At 53.0% G+C, this 10108-nt stretch carries 7 protein-coding genes and 2 rRNA genes; 4 read left to right on the top strand and 5 right to left on the bottom strand.

The genetic code is table 11. The annotated features are described in order from the left end of the window. The 4 genes from ACLD4F_RS08310 to ACLD4F_RS08295 form a co-directional block, all read left to right on the top strand. Positions 1 to 1802 (top strand): 23S ribosomal RNA (locus ACLD4F_RS08310); the annotation flags it as partial. Between the two features lie 196 nt (positions 1803 to 1998). Continuing rightward, positions 1999 to 2114 (top strand): 5S ribosomal RNA (rrf, locus tag ACLD4F_RS08305). A 386-nt stretch (positions 2115 to 2500) separates the two neighbouring features. Then, positions 2501 to 2956 (top strand): DUF4385 domain-containing protein, encoded by a 456-nt coding sequence (locus tag ACLD4F_RS08300; RefSeq protein WP_411010786.1) that lies wholly within the window; start codon positions 2501 to 2503, stop codon positions 2954 to 2956. 103 nt (positions 2957 to 3059) lie between these two features. Further along, complete coding sequence (locus ACLD4F_RS08295) at positions 3060 to 4361, top strand: MFS transporter (RefSeq protein WP_411010785.1); 1302 nt, start codon at positions 3060 to 3062, stop codon at positions 4359 to 4361. On the opposite strand, the gene ACLD4F_RS08290 is transcribed toward ACLD4F_RS08295, so the two are convergent. The 5 genes from ACLD4F_RS08290 to trxC form a co-directional block, all read right to left on the bottom strand. Next, on the bottom strand, positions 4358 to 4681 hold the full coding sequence (locus ACLD4F_RS08290) for a YfiM family lipoprotein (RefSeq protein WP_001264478.1): 324 nt from the start codon (positions 4679 to 4681) through the stop codon (positions 4358 to 4360). The genes ACLD4F_RS08295 and ACLD4F_RS08290 overlap by 4 nt on opposite strands. Before the next feature lie 44 nt (positions 4682 to 4725). Continuing rightward, on the bottom strand, positions 4726 to 6081 hold the full coding sequence (pssA, locus tag ACLD4F_RS08285) for a CDP-diacylglycerol--serine O-phosphatidyltransferase (RefSeq protein ID WP_000949286.1): 1356 nt from the start codon (positions 6079 to 6081) through the stop codon (positions 4726 to 4728). Between the two features lie 114 nt (positions 6082 to 6195). Continuing rightward, the gene (pat, locus tag ACLD4F_RS08280) at positions 6196 to 8856 is read right to left on the bottom strand and encodes a protein lysine acetyltransferase (RefSeq protein ID WP_411010784.1); all 2661 of its coding nucleotides are present in this window, start codon (positions 8854 to 8856) and stop codon (positions 6196 to 6198) included. 53 nt (positions 8857 to 8909) lie between these two features. Beyond that, positions 8910 to 9590, bottom strand: a complete 681-nt coding sequence (gene tapT, locus ACLD4F_RS08275) for a tRNA-uridine aminocarboxypropyltransferase (RefSeq protein ID WP_076934878.1) — start codon at positions 9588 to 9590, stop codon at positions 8910 to 8912. 72 nt (positions 9591 to 9662) lie between these two features. Then, entirely contained in the window at positions 9663 to 10082 is a 420-nt protein-coding gene (gene trxC, locus ACLD4F_RS08270; RefSeq protein ID WP_001098732.1) for a thioredoxin TrxC, read from the bottom strand. Positions 10083 to 10108 lie beyond the last annotated feature (26 nt).

The following is a 10108-nucleotide window of genomic DNA, read 5'->3' as shown; positions in this document are numbered from 1 at the left end:
GATTCAGCGGGTTACGATTGACGGAGCGAAGCGACGTCAAAGCGTATACAAAGTCGAGTCGGTTTAAGGATACGTTCGTTGGGTAGGGGAGCGTTCTGTAAGCCTGCGAAGGTGGCCTGTGAGGGTTGCTGGAGGTATCAGAAGTGCGAATGCTGACATAAGTAACGATAAAGCGGGTGAAAAGCCCGCTCGCCGGAAGACCAAGGGTTCCTGTCCAACGTTAATCGGGGCAGGGTGAGTCGACCCCTAAGGCGAGGCCGAAAGGCGTAGTCGATGGGAAACGGGTTAATATTCCCGTACTTGGTGTTACTGCGAAGGGGGGACGGAGAAGGCTATGTTGGCCGGGCGACGGTTGTCCCGGTTTAAGCGTGTAGGTGTGTGTTCCAGGTAAATCCGGTTCACTTTAACACTGAGGCGTGACGACGAGGCACTACGGTGCTGAAGCAACAAATGCCCTGCTTCCAGGAAAAGCCTCTAAGCATCAGGTAACATCAAATCGTACCCCAAACCGACACAGGTGGTCAGGTAGAGAATACCAAGGCGCTTGAGAGAACTCGGGTGAAGGAACTAGGCAAAATGGTGCCGTAACTTCGGGAGAAGGCACGCTGACACGTAGGTGAAGTGATTTACTCACGGAGCTGAAGTCAGTCGAAGATACCAGCTGGCTGCAACTGTTTATTAAAAACACAGCACTGTGCAAACACGAAAGTGGACGTATACGGTGTGACGCCTGCCCGGTGCCGGAAGGTTAATTGATGGGGTCAGCGCAAGCGAAGCTCCTGATCGAAGCCCCGGTAAACGGCGGCCGTAACTATAACGGTCCTAAGGTAGCGAAATTCCTTGTCGGGTAAGTTCCGACCTGCACGAATGGCGTAATGATGGCCAGGCTGTCTCCACCCGAGACTCAGTGAAATTGAACTCGCTGTGAAGATGCAGTGTACCCGCGGCAAGACGGAAAGACCCCGTGAACCTTTACTATAGCTTGACACTGAACATTGAGCCTTGATGTGTAGGATAGGTGGGAGGCTTTGAAGTGTGGACGCCAGTCTGCATGGAGCCGACCTTGAAATACCACCCTTTAATGTTTGATGTTCTAACGTGGACCCGTAATCCGGGTTGCGGACAGTGTCTGGTGGGTAGTTTGACTGGGGCGGTCTCCTCCTAAAGAGTAACGGAGGAGCACGAAGGTTGGCTAATCCTGGTCGGACATCAGGAGGTTAGTGCAATGGCATAAGCCAGCTTGACTGCGAGCGTGACGGCGCGAGCAGGTGCGAAAGCAGGTCATAGTGATCCGGTGGTTCTGAATGGAAGGGCCATCGCTCAACGGATAAAAGGTACTCCGGGGATAACAGGCTGATACCGCCCAAGAGTTCATATCGACGGCGGTGTTTGGCACCTCGATGTCGGCTCATCACATCCTGGGGCTGAAGTAGGTCCCAAGGGTATGGCTGTTCGCCATTTAAAGTGGTACGCGAGCTGGGTTTAGAACGTCGTGAGACAGTTCGGTCCCTATCTGCCGTGGGCGCTGGAGAACTGAGGGGGGCTGCTCCTAGTACGAGAGGACCGGAGTGGACGCATCACTGGTGTTCGGGTTGTCATGCCAATGGCACTGCCCGGTAGCTAAATGCGGAAGAGATAAGTGCTGAAAGCATCTAAGCACGAAACTTGCCCCGAGATGAGTTCTCCCTGAGACTTTAGGTCTCCTGAAGGAACGTTGAAGACGACGACGTTGATAGGCCGGGTGTGTAAGCGCAGCGATGCGTTGAGCTAACCGGTACTAATGAACCGTGAGGCTTAACCTTACAACGCCGAAGATGTTTTGGCGGTTGAGAGATGATTTTCAGCACTGATTCCGGATTTTCGGGAACGAAAGATTTTACGCTGAGGCAAGGCGGCAAATGAAGGAAAGGAAGGAGCATACTGAAGTATGTGACTGACTTTGCGAATGCAGCCAACGCAGCATCGGTGTAAAAGATTCGTTTCTGGCAACAGAATTTGCCTGGCGGCACTAGCGCGGTGGTCCCACCTGACCCCATGCCGAACTCAGAAGTGAAACGCCGTAGCGCCGATGGTAGTGTGGGGTCTCCCCATGCGAGAGTAGGGAACTGCCAGGCATCAAATTAAGCAAAAGGCTCAGTCGAAAGACTGGGCCTTTTGTTTTATCTGTAGTCTGTCGGTGAGCACTCGTTGCGCAGCAACGGCCCGGAGGGTGGCGGGCAGGACGCCCGCCATAAACTGCCAGGCATCAGACAAGTGAAGAAGCCCGTCCGTCAGGATGGGCTTTTTTGCGTGTGTAGTAACTGTAAAAATGTAGGCCTGATAAGCGCAGCGCCATCAGGCAACCGGCACCGCCGGATGGCAGCTTCGCCTTATCCGGCCCACAGCAATTATCCCGCCTACGAAGCTGGTGCTCTTGTAGAACCGATAAGAGCACAACCCACCCAATCGTTAACGATGAACTATCCTTTACACGTGCTTATATAAGCAGTGAGGATTTTCATTGGCTATCAAACCTTTTAACTACCAGCAAGACTTTTCCAGCATTGACTTCCGCCAGCAGCCTGAATTGTATCAGGTTGGACGAGGAGAGCAGGGGGTGCTACTGGTTGAACCCTACAAAAGCGAAATTCTTCCTTTCTGGCGCTATAAAGATGAAGCATCGGCGATGAAATCCGCAGAACAGATCTACCAGTTGTTCGAAGCTTACCGGCAGCAGGATGATTTCGTTGGTATGGACATGGCGCGTAAATTTATTCAGATGGGATACACCCGCGCCAGGCGATACGCTAACTATAAAGGCGGTAAAAAGTATGCCGAAGACGGCAGCCTGAATACACGGGGTAATGATCCTATTAAGGCCGCGGCGGCAACGGTTTTCAAAGGTTGGTGGGATAAAATTCGTCAGGACGAAGACTATCTGAAACTGAAACGCCAGCATCAGGCACGGTGGGGATAAAAATTAGCAAACAAATAATTAACACTTTATTTACTTTTTGGTCTCGCGTAATCTGAATCTCCAAAATAAAAGGCCGATTAAGCCTGGCAACGAGGAGAACAGTATGGCAGAAATTATTCAGCGTATAGATAGAAACAACGCTGAGGCTCCGAAGATGCGGCGACGCATATGGGCTATCGTGGGTGCATCTTCCGGAAACTTAGTGGAATGGTTTGATTTCTACGTCTACTCTTTCTGCTCGCTCTATTTTGCACATATCTTCTTTCCTTCTGGTAATACCACCACTCAGCTTTTGCAAACGGCAGGCGTCTTTGCCGCCGGTTTTTTAATGCGGCCTATCGGTGGGTGGCTGTTTGGACGCATTGCCGATCGACGCGGGCGCAAAGCCTCAATGTTGATTTCGGTGTGCATGATGTGCATGGGGTCGCTGGTGATTGCCTGCTTACCTGGTTACGATACCATCGGCACCTGGGCACCGGCGCTGCTACTTATTGCAAGGTTATTTCAGGGGCTCTCGGTAGGGGGAGAGTATGGGACCAGCGCGACATATATGAGTGAAGTTGCGCTTGAAGGTCGTAAGGGATTTTTCGCGTCGTTTCAGTATGTTACGCTTATCGGTGGCCAACTACTGGCATTGCTGGTCGTTGTGGTTTTGCAGCAGGTTCTGGAGGATGCTGAGCTTCGTGCCTGGGGATGGCGTATTCCCTTTGCGCTGGGCGCCGTGCTGGCGGTTGTGGCGTTATGGCTACGTCGCCAGCTGGATGAAACCTCGAAGCATGAGACTCGCGCATTAAAAGAAGCCGGTTCGTTGAAAGGTTTGTGGCGTAATCGCAAAGCCTTTTTGATGGTGCTTGGTTTCACCGCGGCAGGCTCGCTGTGCTTTTATACCTTCACCACCTATATGCAGAAATATCTGGTAAATACAGCAGGTATGCATGCCAATGTCGCCAGCGGCATTATGACGGCTGCGCTGTGTGTTTTCATGTTGGTGCAGCCGTTATTCGGCGCGTTATCCGATAAGATTGGAAGGCGCACCTCTATGCTATGTTTTGGCGCACTCGCGACGCTTTTCACCGTTCCAATTCTCTCCGCGTTGCAGAATGTGACGTCGCCTTATGCCGCATTTGCTTTAGTGATGTGCGCGCTATTGATTGTGAGTTTCTATACCTCGATTAGCGGGATCCTGAAAGCGGAGATGTTTCCGGCGCAGGTTCGCGCCCTGGGCGTCGGTTTATCTTACGCGGTAGCAAACGCGTTATTTGGCGGCTCTGCGGAATATGTCGCGCTGTCGCTAAAATCTGTCGGTATGGAGAGTTCGTTCTTCTGGTATGTTACCGCGATGGCCGTTCTGGCTTTCCTGGTTTCGTTGATGTTGCACCGTAAAGGAAAGGGCTTACGCCTTTAGTATCGCGCCATTTGCCAGATAGCGTAACCGGTTGTCGCGCCAGCGACATCCCAGACAAAATCTTTCCAGCTCCAGCCGCTGCCTTCCGGGCGGCTGTCCCAGAGTTCTTTTGAGGCTCCGAGACTCAAAGAAAACATCAGCCCTATCGCTGCGCTGCGGTCAGGGCTTACTCCCTGGTGACGCGCATACTCATTACCGGCTGCCGATAGCATCGCTGATGCCATAAAATGCTGGGCTTTATCCTGACCGCTCCAGCGGTCGTTAGCCAGATGGCTGCACCCGGAGAGAAACAACACCGTAAAAGGAATCAACACGCGCACCAGTTCACTCCTAAGAGAAAACCCCGTACAGGACGGGGCTTCGATTACAGGATACGGCTAATTAATCTGTCGATGCGGATCCGGCGCAGACGGCGAATCAATTTACGCACTTTTATCGGATAGTCGGCAATGCTCTGCAGGTCACGATAATGTTTTACGATGGTTGTGTGCGTTCGGATAAGTTCCAGCTCTTTTTCCCGCTGAGGGGCAAGCTCCTGCTTAGGGTCGTGGATCAGAATGGCGTTTTCCAGATCCAGACGCCAGGCGCGAGGATTCAGGTTGTTGCCGGTGAGTAGCATCCATTTATCATCTACCCACATCCCTTTCAAATGATAGGTATTGTCGTCATCTTTCCACAGACGCACCACAAGCTGATCGGTATTGACGTAATACTGTAAACGGCTCAGGAAGCGGCGCAGGTTAATCTCATAGAGATAGGGTAACGCGCCAATGATCTTGAACGGTTCATCTTCCGGAATGTAAAAATCATTCGCGGTTTTATCGCCAACAATGATTTCGACTTTCTTTCCGTCGCGCAGTAGCTGAATAATATTCCGCACCAGTACCGCTGGTAGATTGAAGTAAGGGGTACAAATGGTGAGCTTATGCTCCGCACAGGGCATGAGATGGAAAATGGTTTTGTTCAGCAGACTGGATTTGCCAAGCCCGACCAGCGGCGTAACGGAGAGCTGCTCGTCATTAGCGTCACCCTGAAAATGATATGACGCATCCCGCAACTCCTGACGGTATAAACGGATATCGTTTTTAATCTCCGGGCTTTTCGGACGCTGGGTATTATCCAGACGATTCACACCACGGCCATTCATCAGATTTTGCGTCACCCAGTCAAACATGATGTCTGCCATTTGCCGATTGCGAATCAGCTGGTAGCGATCGTAGCGATATTTGTCATGCTGATGGAGATAGACATCGTTCAGGCTGGCGCCGCTGTACAGGACGCTATCATCAATGATAAAGCCTTTAAAATGCAGTACGCCAAGCGCTTCTCGCGTATTAATCGGTACGCCGTAAACCGGGACATCAATGCCGGGGTTTTCCTGCGCTAGTCGGCAATACCAGTCTGCATTGGTATTCGAGGCCGCTGCGCCAATGCGCCCGCGTTGCGCGCGATGCCAGTCGACCAGCACCCTCACGTCCAGTTCAGGACGCTGCCGTTTAGCCGCATAGAGCGCGTCGAGTATACCTTTACCCCCATCGTCCTGTTCCAGATACAGGGCAACGATACAAATACGCTGCGTCGCGCTGGCGATTTTCTCCAGCAGTGTCTCCCGAAAAGTAGCAGGAGTATAAAAGAAATCTACATCATCAACTGACTGAGAAATCTTAGGGAGTTGGGCAAGGTGTTGTTGATGTTTATTACGCTTAAATTTTGACAACATCACAGTGCATTTCTTCTCTGTTCATTGAAGGGTCCTCTGTGCTATGCAGACGACATAAGCGAGCAATAATAACATCAGTACCCGTTAAAGTGGTCAACATTTCCAGTACATTACTCACGATTCATCACATTTGGCCAGATTTAGCGTCAATCCCACGATACCCTCGTCGAGCTGAATATCGACCTGAAATCCCAGTTTTCTGGCCAGCGCGACCATGCCGCGATTGTTCGGCATCGTAATACCGTTCAGCCGCTTCAATCCGTGATCGCGAGTATAGGCAATCAATTTCTCCATTAAACGGCGTCCTAAACCCAACCCTTTGAGATCTGAACGCACCAATACGGCAAACTCGGCATCTACGTTGTCAGGATCGGAGATCGCGCGCGTTACGCCGAGGATCTCTTCAGCGTTGTCCATCCGCCTCACGGCCACAAAGGCCATTTCTCGATCGTAGTCGATCTGCGTCATGTTGGCTAAATCTTCATGGGTGAATTCGTTGATCTCGCTGAAATAACGGTAGTAAAGATCCTCTTTGGTGACCTGGGCGATGAATTGTCGCAGCTGGGGCTCATCTTCCGGCAGGATAGGACGGAACAGGCAGCGATCGCCATTTTTCATCTCCACCCACTCTTCAAGCTGGTGGGGATAGGGGCGTACCGCAAGTCGACTTTCGTTATCGCCATCAAACGGGGCAATATCCAGCGTCACATCCAGCGCGGTAAACTCACTGGCGGAAGCCAGCAGCGGATGGATATCCAGACGCTGAATTTCCGGGCAGTCGACAATCAGGTTTGAAACCTGGACCAGCAGCTGGCTTAAACCGACAATATCCAGCGGACGCAGCGCGCTACGGGCGCGAATTTTCCGCTGTTTAATGCCCTGAATCACCAGATAGCGCGCCAGATTCATGTTGAGCGGCGGCAGCGCGACGACCGCCTGCTCTTCCGGACGCCACTCTACGCCGCCTTCACCCAACATAATCAAAGGACCAAACACCGGATCGTGCTCGACCACCACACGCAGCTCCTGCGCGCCGGCGCGGTTAGCCATGCTTTGTACCAGCAAACCGTGAATCCGCGCCTGCGGCCAGGCCATCTTTACACGATCGAAAATGGCGTTCGCGGCTTGTTGTACCTCGCTTGCGGTCCGCAGGTAAAGCATGACCCCCTGAACTTCAGATTTATGCGGAATGTCGGGCGAGCGCAGCTTGAGAGCTACCGGATAGCCTATCTGTTCGGCGATATGCACCGCTTCAGCGCTGTCGCTGGCAATCCAGGTTGGGAGCGTGTGCAGCCCATAGGCGTGTAAAATCGGCTGTACTTCATGGGTATCCAGTGAGGTGGCGCCTTCCGCAATCGCCCGCTGTAACAGATTATGCGCCTCAGTGGTATTGGACGTCAGGTTACTCGGCAACGCTGGCGTTTCCCGCAGTTGCTTCTGGTTACGCCGGTATTCCACCATATGCATAAACGCGGTAATCGTGCCTTCCGGCGTGCGGTAGGTTGGTAATCCGGCTTCGCTGAATAGCCGTCTTGCCTCCTGAGACGAGAACTCGCCGCACCAGTTTGTCAGCAGCGTAACAAACTTGCCTCTGGGGTGGCGCTTAATCGTCTCGATCAGAGCATGGGCGCTTTCCGTACCCGGCGCGGCAGCGCTGGGAGAGTGGATAACCATAAGCGCGTCAAAATCCTGACTGGCGAGCAGGATATCCAGCGTTTTGACGTAATGTTCGCTGCTGGCGTCATCACACAGATCCAGCGGATTGGCAATATCAATGTGCGCGGGAAGCGACTGCCGTAGTTGCAGGCAGGTCTCTTCGCTCAACGTCGCCAGCTTGCCGTTACGCGACCACAACTCATCTAACGCCAGCGCGGCAGGCGCGGCGCCATTGCTGATGATCATCAGTCTGTCGCCGCGTAGCGGACGCATATGGCTCAGTGTTTCGACGGCGGAAAAAAGCTCGTGCGTATCCTGGACTCGCAGCAGGCCTGCGCGCTGGATGGCCGCATCCCACGCAGGGTCCATTCCCGCGCTGGTATTAAGTAAACGCTGGGCTGCCGGGCTTCGGCCGCTTTTAATCACCAGAATCGGTTTGTTACGTGAAGCGCTACGGGCGGCGGAAACAAAACGGCGGGCGTCGCTTAACTGTTCCAGATAGAGCAAAATTGCGCTGGTCTTGCTATCGCGCGCCAGATAGTCCAGTAGTTCATCGACATCAATATCCAGGCTATCGCCCAGCGCGATAAAGTAGGAAAAGCCCATTTCACGCTGTTGCGCCCAGTCAAGAATAGTATTGGACACGGCGGCAGACTGGGAAATAAAAGCGAGCTTGCCCTGTTTAATCGGGACGGGAGAAAAGCTGGCATTCAGCCCTTGCCACGGCGCGAGGAGCCCAAGACTGTTTGGACCCAGCAGACGCATTTTATAATGCCGGGCACAGGCAAGAAGTTCTTCATGTTGTGACGAGGGAGCAGAAAGGATAATGCACGTTTTACACCCTTTCGCGCCAAGCGCGTCCAGTAACGCCAGGTTACGGCTGGCGTTAGTGCATAAAATAGCCAGATCGGGAGTAAAAGGGAGACTGGCGATATCCGGCCAGGCCATGACGCCTAAAACGGCTTTCCAGGCGGGCGTTACGGGAAGGACGGGGCCATTGAATCCGCCCGCCAACAAGTTACGCATCATCAGGTAACCCGCGCGGTGGGGCTTCATTGATGCGCCAATCACCGCGATCGATTTTGGTCGCAGTAGCGCTTCCAGTCCTTGCTGGCTCATACCGGTTTCCCTTACACAGAAGTGACCGGATAATTTTAAACGCTTTCGCTATTTTATGCTGTGACGTTTCCCGGATGTTGCGTTTTTCCTGCCAGATAGCGCGTTTTAAAACGGGTGAAATGTTCACCTAAACTGGTTGCCGCCTCGGTATCTCCCGCCAGATCTAACAACGCTATGGCGACTTCGGCGGTACAATATTGCCCTTCGGCATGGATTTCACGCAGACGATAAGCTGAAAGACGCGATAAATCGACGGAAATGACCGGCAGATGATCCAGATAAGGGCTTTTACGAAACATTTTACGTGCTTCGGGCCAGGTGCCGTCCAGCATGATAAACAGCGGCGGTTTCCCGGTGGGCGGGGTGGAAATGACCTCGCGCGCTTCGCCGGCGTAGGACGCAGGAAAAACCACTATCGGCTGATAATCCGGATGCTGTACCAGCTCCAGCAACGCCTGCGGCGGCTCGGTACGCGACCACTGAAACGCCGCGGTATCCGGCAAAATATCGGCTATCAGCCGGCCGGTATTGCTGGGTTTCATCGGTTCAGTGTCAAACATGACCAGACAAAAACGGCTTTTCGCCTGAGAAGGCGTTAACGTATCACACAGGCAAGATTTTAGCGGCAGCAGGCAGCGTTGACAGCGGCGAACCCGATTGCCTCTCGCAAGAAAAGGGCGTGTAGCGCGCGCAAGCCGTTCGGCGCGTAACTGAAGGACAGCGTTATTGGTCATAGAAAGCGTTTGCGGAGAAAAACGCTATTGTGGCAGAGGTGAAAACGGGGCACAAGATGTGCCCCGTGGCGTTTACAGCGCTTCGTTCAGCCAGCTGTCGAAAGGCGCTTTAGGCACTGCGCCATTAAGCATATCGACCACCTGTCCATGTTTAAAAATCATAATCGTCGGGATGCTGCGGATACCGAAACGGGCGCTGAGTTCCCGTTCCGCCTCGGTATTTACTTTGACGAAACGGACTTTACCGCTGCGCTCTTCTGCGACATCCTCGAAGATTGGCGCAAAGTTACGGCAAGGGCCGCACCAGGGTGCCCAAAAGTCGATCACCACTGGAAGATCGTCCTTCAACAGTTTGTCCAGCGTTTCGCCGGTCGCATTAATGACTTCTCCGTCAAACAACTCATGACCGCAGCGTCCACATTTTGCCGCGTCCTGAAGCCGATCGTCGGGGATGCGGTTAATGGCCTGACAATGGGTACAAACGGTGTTCATAGCTAACCTCTGAATACGTCGGAAGA

The sequence above is a fragment of the Salmonella sp. 741265050_HSA genome (assembly GCF_046569445.1).
Classification (GTDB): Bacteria; Pseudomonadota; Gammaproteobacteria; order Enterobacterales; family Enterobacteriaceae; genus Salmonella; species Salmonella enterica.
The sequence above is the reverse complement of the archived record's forward strand: the minus strand, read 5'-3'. Positions and strand labels throughout refer to the sequence as shown.

Excerpts from the sequence above, each read along its gene's own strand:
- ACLD4F_RS08295 (WP_411010785.1), top strand. The coding sequence starts at position 3,060 with ATGGCAGAAATTATTCAGCGTATAGATAGAAACAACGCTGAGGCTCCG.
- pssA (WP_000949286.1), bottom strand. The coding sequence starts at position 6,081 with ATGTTGTCAAAATTTAAGCGTAATAAACATCAACAACACCTTGCCCAA.
- pat (WP_411010784.1), bottom strand. The coding sequence starts at position 8,856 with ATGAGCCAGCAAGGACTGGAAGCGCTACTGCGACCAAAATCGATCGCG.
- tapT (WP_076934878.1), bottom strand. The coding sequence starts at position 9,590 with ATGACCAATAACGCTGTCCTTCAGTTACGCGCCGAACGGCTTGCGCGC.
- trxC (WP_001098732.1), bottom strand. The coding sequence starts at position 10,082 with ATGAACACCGTTTGTACCCATTGTCAGGCCATTAACCGCATCCCCGAC.